General features: G+C 35.7%; 11 protein-coding genes. 6 read left to right on the top strand and 5 right to left on the bottom strand.

The features are described 5' to 3' along the window. Window positions 1-262 precede the first annotated feature (262 nt). The gene (locus tag R2Q77_RS17695; protein WP_316805059.1) at window positions 263-838 is read left to right on the top strand and encodes an OmpH family outer membrane protein; all 576 of its coding nucleotides are present in this window, start codon (window positions 263-265) and stop codon (window positions 836-838) included. 97 nt (window positions 839-935) lie between these two features. Beyond that, entirely contained in the window at window positions 936-1754 is an 819-nt protein-coding gene (gene murI, locus R2Q77_RS17700) for a glutamate racemase (protein ID WP_316805060.1), read from the top strand. 81 nt (window positions 1755-1835) lie between these two features. On the opposite strand, the gene R2Q77_RS17705 is transcribed toward murI, so the two are convergent. The 4 genes from R2Q77_RS17705 to R2Q77_RS17720 are packed head-to-tail and all read right to left on the bottom strand — an operon-like array spanning window position 1836 to window position 8697. Further along, complete coding sequence (locus R2Q77_RS17705) at window positions 1836-2975, bottom strand: cytochrome-c peroxidase (protein WP_316805061.1); 1140 nt, start codon at window positions 2973-2975, stop codon at window positions 1836-1838. A 3-nt stretch (window positions 2976-2978) separates the two neighbouring features. Next, entirely contained in the window at window positions 2979-4550 is a 1572-nt protein-coding gene (locus R2Q77_RS17710) for a DUF6850 family outer membrane beta-barrel protein (RefSeq protein WP_316805062.1), read from the bottom strand. Window positions 4551-4580: 30 nt separating this feature from the next. Next, window positions 4581-5906, bottom strand: a complete 1326-nt coding sequence (locus tag R2Q77_RS17715) for a DUF4876 domain-containing protein (RefSeq protein WP_316805063.1) — start codon at window positions 5904-5906, stop codon at window positions 4581-4583. Between the two features lie 10 nt (window positions 5907-5916). Further along, window positions 5917-8697, bottom strand: coding sequence for a TonB-dependent receptor domain-containing protein (locus R2Q77_RS17720; protein WP_316805064.1), 2781 nt, complete (start codon window positions 8695-8697; stop codon window positions 5917-5919). 211 nt (window positions 8698-8908) lie between these two features. Between R2Q77_RS17720 and R2Q77_RS17725 the strand changes: the two genes are divergently transcribed. Continuing rightward, a complete protein-coding gene (locus tag R2Q77_RS17725; protein ID WP_316805065.1) occupies window positions 8909-10810 on the top strand; it encodes an amidophosphoribosyltransferase in 1902 nt (633 codons plus the stop codon). A gap of 428 nt (window positions 10811-11238) precedes the next feature. Here the strand turns inward: R2Q77_RS17725 and R2Q77_RS17730 are convergent, their stop codons facing one another. Beyond that, on the bottom strand, window positions 11239-11865 hold the full coding sequence (locus tag R2Q77_RS17730; RefSeq protein ID WP_316805066.1) for a LysE family translocator: 627 nt from the start codon (window positions 11863-11865) through the stop codon (window positions 11239-11241). Window positions 11866-12080: 215 nt separating this feature from the next. Between R2Q77_RS17730 and R2Q77_RS17735 the strand changes: the two genes are divergently transcribed. The 3 genes from R2Q77_RS17735 (at window position 12081) to R2Q77_RS17745 (ending at window position 15656) form a co-directional block, all read left to right on the top strand. Beyond that, a complete protein-coding gene (locus R2Q77_RS17735) occupies window positions 12081-13316 on the top strand; it encodes a thioredoxin family protein (protein WP_316805067.1) in 1236 nt (411 codons plus the stop codon). A gap of 212 nt (window positions 13317-13528) precedes the next feature. Then, window positions 13529-15136 carry an MFS transporter gene (locus R2Q77_RS17740; RefSeq protein ID WP_316805068.1) on the top strand — a complete coding sequence of 536 codons (1608 nt, stop codon included), beginning with the start codon at window positions 13529-13531 and terminating at the stop codon, window positions 15134-15136. Window positions 15137-15200: 64 nt separating this feature from the next. Further along, window positions 15201-15656: a deoxycytidylate deaminase gene (locus tag R2Q77_RS17745; RefSeq protein WP_131535753.1), complete on the top strand. Its 456-nt coding sequence runs from the start codon at window positions 15201-15203 to the stop codon at window positions 15654-15656. Window positions 15657-15719 lie beyond the last annotated feature (63 nt).

Here is a 15719-nt window from a genome sequence, read left to right on the forward strand (position 1 = left end):
TAAAAAAGCTTACTCATTAGGGTAAGCTTTTTTTATTTAAGATATAAGGTTTAAAAGAAGTTGGTGTTTAAGAAAAATGATGCATAATTGTGTTCGCGACTTTCATAAAGCAAAATGTTAAAAAAAGTTAAAAAACTATTGCTATCTAAGTTTATAACTTTTAATTTGTGCTATCTTTGTAACTTGTAAATTAAACGAGTGGTTAAATTAAAAAGTACCATATTAGAACCTAATAAAAAATTAAAAAGTAAGATAAATAAAAATGAGAAAGTTAATTAACGTATTTGCAGTGGCAGCAGGCTTATTGTTTACAGCTAATGTGGCAAATGCACAACAAAAATTAGGTCACATTAATTCAGAAGAAGTATTTGCTAACTTACCTGAAGCTAAAGCAGCACAAGCAACTTTAGAGACTTTAGGGAAACAAAAACAAGCTGATATCGATGGAATGATTAAAGAATATCAAACCAAAGCAACTGCAGCACAAGCAAAAGAAAAAACTTTAAGTGAAGCAAACAGAGAAGCACTTACTAAAGAATTACAAGTAGCTTACGGTGAAGTTCAGGAATTAGGAAAACGTATTGAAGATGCCCGTACTAAAGCTTCTCAAGACATAGGTACTAAACAAGGCGAATTATTTCAACCAATTCAGGCTAAAGTTGCTAACGCAATTTCAGCTGTAGCTAAAGAAAAAGGCTTAGCTTACGTTTTTGATATTGCAAACGGACAAGGTGGAAACAACCTGGTTTTCTGGGAAGGTGGTGACGATATTACCGCTTCTGTGAAAACTAAATTGGGTATTACAGCTACTGCAAAACCAGCTGCACCTAAAAAATAATATTGACTAAAGATTTAATCTTTAAAAATTATATTACGGGATCAAGTTTAACTTGATCCCGTTTTTTGTTTTAAGCATTTTACTTGATATTTGTTAGATGAGCATACAGGCACCAATAGGCATTTTTGATTCAGGATATGGCGGCTTAACCGTATTTAGATCTATAGCAGATGCATTACCTGATTACAACTATATTTATCTTGGCGATAACGCACGATCGCCTTACGGTGACCATTCCTTTGAAACGATTTATAAATATACTTTAGAATGTGTTGAATGGCTTTTTAATCAGGGTTGCCAATTGGTAATTTTGGCCTGTAATACGGCTTCAGCAAAAGCGCTCAGAACCATTCAGCAAAGAGATTTACCCGCCAGGTATCCTGGTAAAAGAGTTTTGGGAGTGATTAGGCCTACAGCAGAAGTAATTAATGGTTTTACTAAAAGTAAGCAAGTTGGGGTAATGGGAACACGTGGAACCGTAAATTCTCAATCTTATCTGTTGGAGATTAATAAATTTTTTCCTGATATTAAAGTTTACCAGCAAAGCTGCCCTATGTGGGTACCTTTAATCGAAAATAATGAGCATATGCAACCTGGAGCCGACTTTTTTATTAATGAATATTGTAATTCATTAATGGATCAATCTGATGACATAGACTGCATTCTTTTGGCTTGTACGCATTATCCATTACTAATGCCAAAACTAAAGGCCATTTTGCCAGATCATATCAATATTTTAGCCCAGGGAGAAATTGTAGCTAAAAGCTTAGCTGATTATTTACAGAGACACCCTGAAATAGAAAGTAACCTTGGTAAAAATGGAGAAAGGGTGTTTTATACCAGTGGTGATACTAAAACTTTTAACGAACACGCTTCGGTATTTTTCGGCGAAGAACTTAAATCGTCTAAAATGTAATTACTGTTTCAAGACGTTGGCCATAAAAAAAAATCCTGTTAACATACACTAACAGGATTTTTTATGGATGATATGTCATAATTATTGTGGCAATTTCTCCACACGAATTAAAACAGCAGGTGAAGATAAAGCATCCAAGAAGGCGATAACTGCATCTTTTTCTGCTCCACTTAACCTCAAGCCTTTTAAAAGTTTGTCATTTTTAGGCAGTAAAGGATCATTTACCTGTTCTGGTTTAACCCTTTGTACCGGCATGCCAATATTATACATATTCATTACACCGTCCATACTGGCAAACAACCCATTATGGAACCATGGTGCGGTTTTCATTACATTTCTTAAACCTGGCGTTTTAAACTTGCCTACATCTTCCGGGTTTTTGGTTATGTTGTATAAACCTAAGTCCTCGTATTTTCGGGCATAATAAGTTAATCCATCATTGTGAAATTCATTGTCTGTAAATAACGGCCCATTATGGCAGTTGATACAACGTGCCTTGGTGCGGAATAAATGTAACCCGGTTAACTGCTGATCGGTTAACGCATTCTTATCTTTTGCCAAAAAGCGATCGAAAGGCGTTCTTCTGCTTACAATACTACGCTGAAAAGTAGCCAGGCTTTCGAAAATTCGCTGATTGGTAATTTGAGCCGAACCAAAAGCATCGGTAAAATAAGGTTTATAACCTTTAATTTTACTTAACTTTTTAGGAAGTGCCTTTATATCCTGGTGCATTTCGTTATGTGCCGCTACAGGATTACCAGCCTGCTCTTCTAAACTATTTGCCCGGCCATCCCAAAATAAACGTTTGTAAAACCACACATTTTCAAGTGAAGGCGCATTTCTAATGTTATTCAAATGGTCGTGTCCAACAGAAACCTGCCGGCCATCTGCCCAGTGTAAATCCGGAGCATGACAACTGGAACAGGAAATTTGGTTTGAACCTGATAAACGAGGGTCAAAAAATAATATTTTACCCAGTTCTGCAACCTTTCTAACCGAATCATTTTTTAAGTCAACCGGAGCGGGAGGAAGCTCGCCTAACTCCTGAAAAACGGCACCCTTATCCACTGTTGGTTTGGGCCATTGGCTGGTGGGCTTAGCATATACTTTACGTAAACTATCAATGCTCAAATCATCTTCATTATTAAACTCAGAAGATTGGAATGAAAATAAAATCAGACCGGTAAGGATAATGGCCAGTCCACCAAAAACTTTATTCATGGATTAAAAATATAGATTTAAGCTAATGTTGGAAGAAAAACGGTCTTTGCCTGGTTCGCTTACGATATTACGTTCAAGCGCTTTTTGATCCAGTTTATTGTTGTACCCAAGATCAATTTTAAAACCAGCTTGCATCGTTTTTAAAAAAGGAAATCCATATTCTGCAGTTACTTTTCCGCCAAAATAAGAAGCCGTATTGTAAAGGTAATCATGGTAAATTACATAGCGAGTGAAATAACCTTCATTGGCTTGTGTTACCTGAAATTGATCATTTAATGGCAGCTTATATTCTGCAGATAAATTTATACTTAAAAAATGCTGCTTTCCCTGAAAATGAGTAAACCCAGACCCAATATTTAGATATAAGTTGCTAAAATAAATATCATTTGCCTTTACTCCGTCAACACGTTCTTCGCTATATTGAGTGATCTTGAGAAAGTGGTTATAAGTGTTTTTTATACCATTTTTTGATAAGAAGACTTTTGCTGATAAAGTTTCAACATTGTAACGATAATTGTTTGCAGCATACTGGATATTAAAATCCTTTCCTGCATTGTTGTTATAATCTATGAGCGTACCTAAAGTATATTTTCCGTAGGTTTTATACCATAAAAATTTTAAATCTGTATTGGTCAGATCATATTGTGCAAAATCTTCGAAACCAGATCCCGAACCATAGAAATAATGCTGAGATTCTTTTAGATGACTTGCCTTCAAGTGATAATGTCCAAGGTTTTCAGTCTTAAAATCCAAATACAAATCGGCACCATTACGTTTTTGATCATCACTATACCTTCTATTGTTGGAACTTAAAGCTGGCCGCCCTTCTCCATAGCCATTAATCAGGTGATTATAGTACATAGGATAAAATGAACTTTCATAATAACGTGGGTTTTTATAACCAACAGTTACACGTTCTTGCCCGTAGCCAGTTCTATACGCAGCACCAAAACTAAATGATTTATTGACTTTATATCCTAAAGAAAACTGCAAATTTAATTGATATTCTCCAACGGAGCCCCTTGGATCATTTGTAGAATAGTGATCGCCCACTTTATAATCTGTACCAATTCCCATATTTAACTTATCGTTAAAAAAAAACTTGGTTGCCATGGCATTAAAAGTATATACACTTCTTTCATAGTGTACATACGCTGGTGAGCCAAAGTAATAAGGAGTAGATAGGTTACTGCGGGTTTGGTGAGCAAATCTGGTGCTGTCTTCAAATGTTTTCTGATATGAAAAACCGCCAAAAAGTTTAATCGTCCCGAGCTTGGTAGTACCCTCAGTTGATGCATTAATGGCATTAATGGTGGTAGCGCCTTGAGAAGGAACGAAATTCCCTTTTTGATATATGTATTGAAGAGAAGCTTTACTTACATGATCTGGCATTAAATCCATAAGATAATAACTGCTTTGCTTGGCGAAATTATAAATCTCCTGATTGGTAGAATCTGTATAGAATGAACTCGATAATAGCGTTTGTTTCGTATTTTTTGCAGTATCTTTCTCTTGCCCCATTAAAGAAAATGGGAACAAGAGAAAAATTACAGCTGTTTTTAAAGTGATTTTCATCGAATTGTTTTGCCTTAATTGGGCTGAAATTTATTTAAATCCTCTGGGAGTGGCAATCGTGAAATAGTCGAAATCTTCAGTGCTGTTGTTCGTGTCTTTCAATATAACCCTTCCGTTAACCGTTTTATCTGTTTTTCTGATAACCGATTGTGAAGTATAGGATCCAAGCGGTACAAAAGTGAAACCGGCATCTAAGCTTGCATTGTATTTTTTAGGAATGCGATCTGAAACTTCATTAGGCTGGATTTCAACTGCATCAATTACCCATTTATTTGGGATTTGATAATATTTTGTCGATGTTGATGTTGGCGCAGCTTTGGTTGGAAGGTTATATTGGGGCCATTCTTTAGGTTTTTGAGTACCATCAGCCTTAATCAAAGCATAAGAATATCTTCCTGGATTATCAAAAACCATGTCTCTTCCAAAATAAGAAAGAACCTCCAGGTTTGGTACAGCTGGATTATCAATATCAGAGGCATAGGGATTTGAAAGTAAAGGCGCATAATAAGCCTCAAAGTCAGCGGTGCTTAAATCTACTGTTAATGAAGGATTCAAAACAGATACCACTTTGCCATCAGTACCTGTAAACGGAGTTTTGTGGTTTACTGCTGTTTGGGCAACTACAATACTTTTTCCAGGTTGTACGGGATATTGTTTTCCTGTTCCGGGAATCATTAAAAATGCCCTTGCGTAGATATAATCATTATTAGCATCTATATTAGAAGGCATATTTGCAGATTTACTCCAATCTACTTGACCATTAGATTGTAAATTATAGCTTGTTGCACTTGATTTAGTAATTAAGCCAGTTGTTTCAACAAAATAAAGACTATCGGCATATAATACCTTATCACTATTGTTATAGAATTCAATAAATTGATCGCGCTGGATTGCACCATTTTTGGTATCCGAACCAGCATAGTAGATTTGTTTAATAACCCAATCATTTACTTTACCGGAAACCAGGCTCAGGTTAATTACATCAGAAAAACCAACTGTAATCTGCTTGTTTTTAACGGATGCATTATAGGTTACATCTTTAGTGGTAGCGTTACCTGTAATGGCGCTATAATCAGCAGCAGTAATTGTAGCCGATGCATCAATATCGTATGCACCAGGCGACAGTTTTGATACCAACACGGTTCCTTTATCTGATAAGGTAAATTCCTGAACATTTTTAGTATCCAGATTAGTGACTTTAACCTTTACACTTGTTAAAGGTAGTTTATAAGAACTACTTTCAAGATTGTACACAACAGCGATATTCAAATCAACGGGCGTAATTTCAGTCGTGCTATTTTTTTTACAGGCAGCAAATAAAATTGCCGGGATAACTAAGTAGAGATACTTTTTCATTCTAAAATAATTATAGTTTTAAAGATATTTCAGCGCCAAAGGATGGTGCTGCATTTGGATATGTGTATGTTCCGGTAGTGGTAAGGTAATAAGGTTGATAATTGAATACATTGTATACGTTGAAAGAAAATCTTAGGCGTTTTTTGATTTCTTTCGCTATACTCATATGAAAATTTGGTATAATTCGAGGTACGTTATTCTCATTAATTTCTGACTTGGTTTGTATAATATGGGCATAATTGGGATTGGTTATATCAATATCGTTTAAAGTAATATACCTACCATCGCGAGTATAATAAGCAATGGGTGTTCCCGCTTCGGGTCTTTGGATTGCCTTTTGAAGGAGCGAAAAATCTGCTACAAAATTTACAATTAAACTAATTTTTGGAATATGTGTAGAAGATGTAATTCTCGCATTGCTTAAATAGGATACTCTTTTTGTAGGCGGGTAAAAAGCTAAAACTGCGTAATCAGCCACTGTTGGTCCTAAATCATCAAAGGATTGTAGTCTGTAACTGTTCGCTTGGTAGTTTGTTCTAAATATGCCGCCGCTCAGGTTAAATGAGGTCGCAATGGATTTAACTTTTGGGGTGTTTAAAATCAATTCAATTCCCTGGTTATCGGATTTCAAATCATTTTGGAAACTGCTAAATGAAAAACTAACTGTCCGTACTCCGGTTTGCACAAGCAAGGGTTGTTGGCCAGGTCTTGGCGTTGCAGTATAAGTTGGTAACATTACGTATTTTGGTTGCACAACCGTGTTGATTCCATTTCTTGAATTTTTATTAAATACAGAGATAGAAAGATTGAATTCCTTTATTTTAATTTGAGAGGTAAATTCAAAAGTTTCGCTTTTAGGTGATTTTAGATTGCTTGAATCATAATCGTATCGATTAACATATACCAGGTAAATGCTCTCGGCTGCATTGCCGTTATAAGCATTTATGACTGGGATTTCATAATAGGTTGGCCCGGGATATCTTTGGGCAAGAGCAGGTGATTTGTAGGATAAACCATAAGCAAACCCAAGTTTTATGTTTTTATTCAGCTCATAATTCATATTAATTCTTGGCGAAAAAGATGGTAAAGAATTTTGAAGGTCGTACCGCATACCAACCCTAATGTTAAGCGGATTATTGAAAAGATCAAGCTTGAACATATCTTCTGCATATAGGCCAACATTTTGTTGTGCAACAGCCAAATTAAAATCATAATACCTCTCTGATCTGTTTGGCGAAGTACTGGAAGATGTTACAGCAGTATATGACCTGGGTCTACTGGGATCTAAAACCTGGCCCAATCCTTTATTTGCTCCATAATCATAACTCATCCCAAATCCTAAAAAGTGTGTGATCGATCCTGTTTTAAAATCTGAATTAAAGTCAAGTTTTGCAGAGGCATTAATTGGACGGCCATCAATCAGCGATTGCGCTGTGTATATGCCACCCTGGTAGCTGCCTTCATGTATCCCTGTGGTGGTTGCATCAGACATAATTACGTAAGGCACATTTTTAAATTCTTCAGTATAACTAACCTGATGTCCTTCTGAATACCTTAGATTTAAGGAGATGTTCTTTAAGAAGTTCGAATTAATGCGATATGAACTTCTATTGGCAACACTAAAATTCCAGCTATCAAACCTGACAATTTTGTCGGTAATATCATCTGTATCTGTTTTTATTCCATCTATGTTTTTTCCGTAATCTAAACTAAGCGTATTTTTTAAACGGTTTTCCTTCCCAAATACGTTCGTATACATCAATGAGCCATTAATTCTTTTATATTGCTTTGTTTTATCGCGGTTGTCAGCAAACGAATTCACGTAGTTTAATCCTACATTAAGCGCTCCTGCTTTGGGCGATAATTTAAAACCCTGAGAATATCCATATGCAGTTGCGTTATCACGCAATTGCATTCTTAAGAAGGCAGGTGCTTTTCCAGCTTGTCTCTCAACAATCACAGCACCTTCACTTAAATCTCCATATTTTGCAGGTGCTACTCCCGAAATTACTTCAATGTTTTCAATATTATCAACCGGAATTTGCCTTAAATCAGTGCCGTTAAAAGCAAAATCGCCTGAATATGAAGTTGTGGGACTACCATTTAAGCCATAAGAATTACCAGAGGTAATTAGGGAGTTTCCAGCCCCGAGTAAGCCGGGATTAAAGCTCTGCATATTCATGTTATTGCTAATGGCATTTCCATCCAAGATGATGGCTACTCCAAAAGAATTGTTCATTTCAAAGGCACCCCGACCATTAGTGGTATTTGCAAAAGTTGATCTTAATGTGATGTTTTGTACAGTTTGTAATGAGGGGGCAACAACCTTTCTGTTGGGTAATTGATTAAGCAAATCACTCAGGCTAAGTGCTGAAGTTTGTTCAATAATATCGCGGCTGATGATTAATGATGAATTAGATTGCCCCTCGTAATTGCGCTTAGCATTAATATCTATGGTTTCCAAATTCAGGTTTAGATCCCTTAAAGTAATCGTTCCAATATTAACAGCCTCACGATCAAGATTAACAACCTGGGTAATTTTTTTATAGCCTATAAATGAAAATTCTAATGTTAAGCTTACATCAGATATGTTTCTTAATGGAATATTAAATTCACCATTTTGATTGGTTACGGCATATTGGCCAATTTCAATAATCTTAATGTTAACCGATGGAATATAACTTCCATTTTGATCCGCTACCTTTCCTGAAACCGTGATTACGCTTTGGGAAAAACTGTTGAAAGAAATTAATAACAGTAAGGTTAATATTAATAAGGATACTTTTCTCAATTTAGACTAATTCTAATTACCGAGGCAAAGGTGTGAAAATTACACTTACTTTGCAAATTATTTAGAACGATTCTAATTAATAATACAGCTAAGGGTTATTAATGCTTAGAAATTGAATCTGTCAGGCAAACCTCATCATTAATAAAAGAATCCATTTTTATTTAGGTTGTAAATATTTAAAAGGATAACTTTGCGGCTTCAAACCCACACAATGAGTGATCAGATAAAACACGAATGCGGAATCGCTTTTATTCGCCTGTTAAAACCACTTTCTTACTACCAGCAAAAGTACGGTACAGCGCTTTACGGTCTTAACAAATTATACCTTTTAATGGAGAAACAGCATAACCGGGGCCAAGATGGCGCAGGTATAGCAACCATTAAGCTGGATATGAAACCCGGAAGCAGGTATATCAGCCGATATCGGAGCATGGCTTCGAATGCCGTTGCAGATATATTTGAATATGTACAGAACAAGTTTGTAGATATACAAGAAAACACGCCTGAGTTAATGCAGGATACAGAGTGGCTCAAAGACAACGTAAGCTTTATAGGCGAGGTGTTAATGGGCCATTTGCGTTATGGTACACATGGTAAAAACAGCATCGAAAATTGCCACCCTTTTTTAAGGCAAAACAACTGGATGACGCGTAACCTCGTTATTGCAGGTAATTTCAACATGACAAATGTTGACGAATTACTGGAGCAGCTTTACGAATTAGGCCAACATCCAAAAGAAAAGGCCGATACGGTAACAGTTTTAGAAAAAATTGGCCACTTTTTAGATGATGAGAATCAGGAACTTTTTGATACATATAAAAAAGAAGGACACGATAACGTAGCCATCACCAAAAAAATTGCTGATAACTTAAATATTGCCAATATTTTACGCCGTTCAGCCAAAACATGGGATGGTGGTTATTCCATCTGTGGTATGGTTGGTAATGGTGATTCATTCATCATGCGCGATCCGGCAGGTATTCGTCCGGCTTATTACTATTATGATGATGAGATTGTAGTTGCGGCTTCAGAAAGACCAGCTTTGCAAACGGCTTTTAACATTCAGTTTAAAGATGTTAAAGAAATTGATCCGGGGCATGCTTTAATCATCAAGAAAAATGGTGAAGTAAGCATGGAACAATTCAGAGAACCTACTGAAAGGTTGTCTTGTTCTTTCGAGCGTATCTATTTCTCTAAAGGAAGTGATGTTGAAATTTATCAGGAGCGTAAACAATTAGGTCGTTTACTTTGCGATCAGATTTTAAAGGCGGTTGGACACGATTTAAAAAACACTGTATTTTCATTTATTCCAAATACGGCCGAGGTGGCTTTCTTTGGAATGGTTGAAGGTGTAAATCAATATATCCGCAATCACCAAAAAGATACTTTATTAACCAAAAAAGAGCAGTTAAACGATACTCAACTGGAGGAATTGCTTTCTATGGCACCAAGAGTAGAGAAACTGGCGGTTAAAGATGTTAAACTGCGTACCTTTATTACGCAGGATGCAGACCGTGGAGAAATGGTGGCACACGTTTATGATACCACTTACGGTATTATTAAAAACCATCAGGATACTTTGGTTGCACTGGATGATTCTATTGTACGCGGTACAACGTTAAAACAAAGCATTATTAAGATTGTAGACCGTTTGCATCCTAAAAAAATTATCATTGTTTCTTCTGCACCTCAAATCCGTTACCCGGATTGTTATGGCATTGATATGAGCAGGATGGGGCAATTTGTTGCATTTGATGCAGCAATCCAATTGTTAACCGAACGGGGTATGTGGCAACTGATTGAAGATGTTTACCAGAAATGTAAAGCTTCCTTATTGTTGCCTAAAGAAGAAATTGTAAATCACGTAAAAGAGATTTATAAACCTTTTACACCTGAAGAAATTTCGGCTAAAATTGCACAGATTATTACACCTAAAGGAACTGTTGCAGAGGTAGAGGTTATTTATCAAAGCCTTGAAAACTTACACAGTGCTTGTCCTAAAAATAAAGGCGACTGGTATTTCTCAGGAAATTATCCAACACCTGGCGGAAATAAGGTGGTTAATAAAGCGTTTGTTAACTGGAAAGAAGGAAATAATCAAAGAGCTTATTAATTTAAGTTTCTCCTAATAATTTTAAATAGCTCATATTTTATATGGGCTATTTTTTTGGAATAAAAATGGCACTGGTGTTGTACTAAAGATTAAAAGGGGTGTTTCATCTGTTGGGAGGGACGTTTACTGCCTCAGCAAGTTATTATTTGTCATCCTGAGGAACGAAGGATCTCCAAGCGGTCTTTTAACTTTTATTTAAAGATTTCACCATTCCGTTGCGCTTCAGTCGAACTACGATTTTCTTTTGTAACCTGATGCCTAAGTAAAGCGTAGCCTTTATTTTGTGAATAAAATGGTTTTAATTATTTGTCTATTTGTCATCCTGAGGAACGAAGGATCTCCAAGAGCTCTTTTAACTTTTACTTCAAGATTTCACCATTCGGTTACGCTTCAGTCGAAACGACGATTTTTCTTTTGTAACCTTTGGCTTAAGCATAAAACTTCAGGTAGGTTTTGATGATCATCCAGATGGCAAAAAAGATGATGACAATACCAGCAATTTTGTTTAATTTTTTAAGTGCATCTTCTTTAATCCTGTACCGCAACTTACTTGAGTAAAAACTCTTGGCTCCATCTATACTAAGCTGGGTAGCCATTGCAATAAAAAAACATACTAATTTTTCATTGAGCATGTTGTTTAACTTAACTGAAATAATGCCGCTTACAATAATCCAGAACATTAGGGTAGAAGGTGTAAGAATACACATTAAAAATCCTTTCAATAAATAACCCCGTTTACTTACTTTTTGCAAAGTATTGCTGTTGTAATGGATAGAAATTTTGGAAAAAAGATAATATACCCCAACGGCAAGTAGAAACAAACCACCAATTAAGCCAACGTATTTATCAAAACTGGCTTTATACTCAAAAAACTGACTGCCAAAAAGTACAATGCCAATTAAAATTACATCACTAATAATTACTCCAACAGCTAACGAAAAACCTGCTTTAAAGCCTTTTTCTATACTGGTCTTAATCATTGCGAAAAATACCGGACCAGTTAAAAACGACGAAATAATCCCTGCCCCAATACCTAATAATATGGCTTCAAACATGCGTTTTTGTGTTTACGATTTGCGAATATGCAATTTTATAGTTTAAACAACCAACATTAGTGCCATCTATTTTATTAAAGTGATGTAATCCATTTAAAGTTTTAGATGCGGAAATTAAAAATTTTGGTTTTGATTTTTTAATGGTATTTAGTTCATTTTTAGGTCTTTAATTTTGTATTATTGTGTTGGTAATTTATCTAAACAACCTTGAACCCATGAAAAAACTATTTTTTTTACTCTTAATGATGCCGCTTTTAAGTTTGGCACAGCAAAACGGAACGCATTTCGAACATAATTTAACCTGGGCACAGGCAAAAGAAAAAGCAAAATCAGAAAAGAAGTACCTGTTTGTCGACTGTTTTACGACCTGGTGTGGCCCATGTAAATACATGAGTGCTAATATTTTTCCACAGCAAAAAGTAGGCGATTTTTTTAATAAAAACTTTGTAAATATTAAAGTTCAGATAGATAAAACTGCTCAGGATAATGAAGAAGTAAAAGCGTGGTATGCGGATGCGGCTTATATTGCAAAGGAATATAAAGTTAGGGCTTATCCAACCTTTTTAATTTTTTCTCCCGAAGGCGAACTTGTTCATCAAATTGTTGGTGGTGGCGAAGCAGATTATTTTATTGCTAAAGCAAATAAAGCATTCAACCCCGAAACTCAGTACTTCACTTTAATTAGAAAATATAATGCGGGAGAAAAAGATCCGGCATTTTTAAAATCTCTTACTTATGCAGCCGATGAAGCATATGATAGTGAAACCAAAGATAAAGTAGCAACAGAATATATTGCGAGCCAAACCGACCTATACACGAAAGAGAATCTGGAGTTTTTAGGAAAATTTACCGCCAGCAGTAAGAGTAAAGGATTTGAAGTGATTTTAAAAAACCCTGAAAAGGTTGATGCCGTTTTAGGCAAAGGAACCGCCAGCAAAATATTAAGCGATGTAATCATGAACGAAGAAGTTTATGCTTTGGTTAAAGGAAAATCTGATCCGAAAGTAAATGTTGATGAATTGGAATCGAAAATTAAGGTTAAATACCCTTCAGTTGATTTATCGAAAAGTTTGGCCATGTTTAATGTTCAGTATTATCAGAATAAAAAAGACTGGCCGGCTTATCAAACAGCAGCATTAAGTTATATGCGTAAATACGGCAATGAAGCTGATGCAAATACTTTAAACAGTTTAGCATGGACGGTTTTTGAAAATTGTCATGATCCTGCCTGTGTTGCTGAAGCCTTAAACTGGAGTAAACGCAGTGTTGAATCTACCAAAAGTGAACAACCTGCTTTAATAGATACCTATGCTAATTTATTGCATAAATTAGGTAAAACCGAAGAGGCTATAAAGTGGGAAGAAAAAGCCATAAATTTAGTTCCTGCTGCTGAAAAACCGAATTATCAGAGTACTTTGGATAAAATGAAAAAAGGCGAAAAAACCTGGTAAAACTTTAATATACAAAAAAGTAATCCTGAAAATTTAATAAAAGGGGGTAATGTTTAAAACGTTACCCCCTTTTAGGTAACCAAATAAATCTATTGCTGGCTATTTACAGAGCAGATAGTGTTGTAAGTACACTATTTTATTTAATAATATATTGTTTATTATTTTTTTTATTTATGTTTAGCCTTCCAAAAACTAAGACCAAATAATACACAATGACAAAAGAAACGAGTAAGAATTATGGTACAGCGTTATATACGATAATAACTGTATTTTTTTTCTGGGGGTTTGTTGCCGCATCCAATGGTATATTCATTCCCTTTTGTAAAACCCATTTCAATTTAACACAATTTGAATCACAGCTAATCGATTTTACTTTTTATGGAGGTTACTTTATAGGATCATTAATTTTATATTTCGCATCTCAGGCCAGTAAGGTCGATATCCTGAATAAAATAGGATATAAAAAGGGAATTATAGCCGGTTTAATTATTTCTGCCGGAGGCGCTTTGTTAATGATTCCTGCAGTTCACTCTGGTTCATTCATCTTTATATTATTGGCGTTTTTTGTAATTGCACTGGGTTTTTCTTTACAGCAAACAGCCGCAAACCCATTTGTTGTTGCTTTAGGCGAACCAGAAAGTGGGGCGCATAGATTAAATCTTGCAGGCGGAATTAATAACCTTGGCGGACTAATGGGTCCAGTAATTGTAAGTGTTGTTTTATTTGGAACGGCTAATGATACTGTTGCTAAAGTTGTGGAGATTTCGTCAATAAATAATCTTTATTATATACTTGCAGGCTTATTTCTTGCCGTAGCAATATTCTTTGCAATTTCTAAATTGCCTGACGTTACCAGTACTGAAAAAGTTGAAACAAGTCATAAACCAACGTTACCATTAGTTATTATGATTATTGGTTTCTTAATGGTAGCCGCTGCAAGTCCACTATCAAAAGTTACAAACATAAGTGCTTCCGTTTTTGTTTATTCTTCTTTAGTAATTATTCTGGCGGCATTACTATTTGGTTATTTTGCTAAGAAAGAGAACTCTGCTGATTGGGGTGCAATGCAATATCCACAACTTGTGTTAGGTATGCTTGCTATCTTTATGTATGTTGGAACCGAGGTAACTATACAAAGTAATTTAGGGGCTTTATTAAAACTTCCTGATTTTGGAGGGTTAAAGGACGCAGACATCAAGCCTTACATATCTTTATATTGGGGAAGTATGATGATTGGTAGATGGACAGGCGCAGTGAGTGCGTTCAATCTAAGTAAAACTGTGAAGAATATTTTAACAGTCATTGTTCCGTTTATTGCTTTTGGTGTTATTTTATTGGTTAATCATGCTACTGGTACAGATGTTGGTAACCTTTATATTTACGCCGTTTGTATAGCTATAATGGTAGTCGCTTTCTTTATTGGACAAGAAAAACCAGCAAGGACATTGGCTATTTTTGGAACGTTGGGTGCCATTGCTATTATGATTGGCCTATTAACTACCGGACACGTTGCTATTTTCGCATTTGTTAGTGGCGGTTTATGTTGTTCAATTATGTGGCCTTCAATCTTTGCTTTGTCTATTACTGGTTTAGGAAAATATACATCACAAGGTTCTTCTTTCTTAATTATGATGATTTTAGGAGGTTCAATTATTCCTCCGATTCAAGGCGAATTAGCTGATAGTAGCGGTATTCACAATTCTTATATTATTCCGGTTATTGGATTTGCATATTTAATTTTCTTTGCATGGAAAGTTAGTGGTGTGTTAAAAAAACAAGGAATTGATGTAGAAAATATCGAAGCTGAAGGCGGACATTAATATTTAATAAACTAATTTTGCAGCCACAGGAAGTTTACTCCCTGTGGCTTTTTTAATTTAATACATGACAGAAAAACCAAGCTTCGATTCTATTTTTATGAATTTGGCGACTGATTTGGCCGCTCGTTCTCATTGTGTAAGGGCCCATGTGGGTGCGGTTTTAACTAAAGATACCCGGATTATTTCCATCGGTTATAACGGTCCGCCTGCCGGTACACACAATTGCGATGAGGAATGGCCCGGAGAAGGTTGCCAGAGAGATAGTAAAGGAAGTTGCTCCTTAGCCCTGCACGCCGAGGAAAACGCGATTCTTTATGCCTCTAAAAATGGTTCTAAAATAGAAGGTTGTACACTTTATACCACCTTGTCGCCTTGTATAGCCTGTGCACGCTTAATTCTGTCATCCGGCATTAAACTCGTTTATTACTCAAAATCTTACGCTGCATATAAAGGCTTACCAAGCGATGAGGGGGTAGATTTTCTAAGGAAATTTGGAGTAGAAGTTGTGCTGCTGTCTTAAATATTAAGCCCTTGATTTTTAATGTAAACATTTTACCATTTACCTTTCTCCTTTTATCTTAAA

The organism is Pedobacter nototheniae, assembly GCF_032678625.1.
GTDB lineage: Bacteria > Bacteroidota > Bacteroidia > Sphingobacteriales > Sphingobacteriaceae > Pedobacter > Pedobacter nototheniae_A.

Coding starts and splice junctions, on each gene's coding strand:
- R2Q77_RS17695 (WP_316805059.1), top strand. CDS start 263: ATGAGAAAGTTAATTAACGTATTTGCAGTGGCAGCAGGCTTATTGTTT.
- murI (WP_316805060.1), top strand. CDS start 936: ATGAGCATACAGGCACCAATAGGCATTTTTGATTCAGGATATGGCGGC.
- R2Q77_RS17705 (WP_316805061.1), bottom strand. CDS start 2,975: ATGAATAAAGTTTTTGGTGGACTGGCCATTATCCTTACCGGTCTGATT.
- R2Q77_RS17710 (WP_316805062.1), bottom strand. CDS start 4,550: ATGAAAATCACTTTAAAAACAGCTGTAATTTTTCTCTTGTTCCCATTT.
- R2Q77_RS17715 (WP_316805063.1), bottom strand. CDS start 5,906: ATGAAAAAGTATCTCTACTTAGTTATCCCGGCAATTTTATTTGCTGCC.
- R2Q77_RS17725 (WP_316805065.1), top strand. CDS start 8,909: ATGAGTGATCAGATAAAACACGAATGCGGAATCGCTTTTATTCGCCTG.
- R2Q77_RS17730 (WP_316805066.1), bottom strand. CDS start 11,865: ATGTTTGAAGCCATATTATTAGGTATTGGGGCAGGGATTATTTCGTCG.
- R2Q77_RS17735 (WP_316805067.1), top strand. CDS start 12,081: ATGAAAAAACTATTTTTTTTACTCTTAATGATGCCGCTTTTAAGTTTG.
- R2Q77_RS17740 (WP_316805068.1), top strand. CDS start 13,529: ATGACAAAAGAAACGAGTAAGAATTATGGTACAGCGTTATATACGATA.
- R2Q77_RS17745 (WP_131535753.1), top strand. CDS start 15,201: ATGACAGAAAAACCAAGCTTCGATTCTATTTTTATGAATTTGGCGACT.